The organism is Staphylococcus pasteuri (assembly GCF_030547725.1).
GTDB lineage: Bacteria > Bacillota > Bacilli > Staphylococcales > Staphylococcaceae > Staphylococcus > Staphylococcus pasteuri.
The window spans coordinates 1-236 of record NZ_JAUOQO010000971.1 but is presented as its reverse complement, the minus strand read 5'-3'; the positions used below and the strand labels follow the sequence as shown (position 1 = coordinate 236).

Sequence of the window (236 nt, the reverse complement as noted above, 5' to 3'; positions counted from 1 at the left end):
GCTGAGTAATTAACCTTGCTTATAAGCGGTATTGTCTTGTGTCTATTTGCTCGTAGATAATTGCCGCTTCATCTTTTAACATTTTTTGCTGTTCTTCAGACAACTTCAACTTGTGATTCAAACCAGAATAATCTTGCCTACTGTGATCATCAAAGTGACTGGCTATTTGTGCCCATAAATAGGCATGGCGGTAGTCTTTTAAATTCATATATTGAGACGTAATCGCTTCAGCATAC

1 protein-coding gene is annotated in these 236 nt (G+C 37.3%); it reads right to left on the bottom strand.

The genetic code is table 11. From position 1 onward, the window contains the following. Window positions 1-19 precede the first annotated feature (19 nt). On the bottom strand, window positions 20-236 hold a 217-nt coding region (locus Q4528_RS16070), incomplete at its 5' end, for a hypothetical protein (protein ID WP_303522764.1).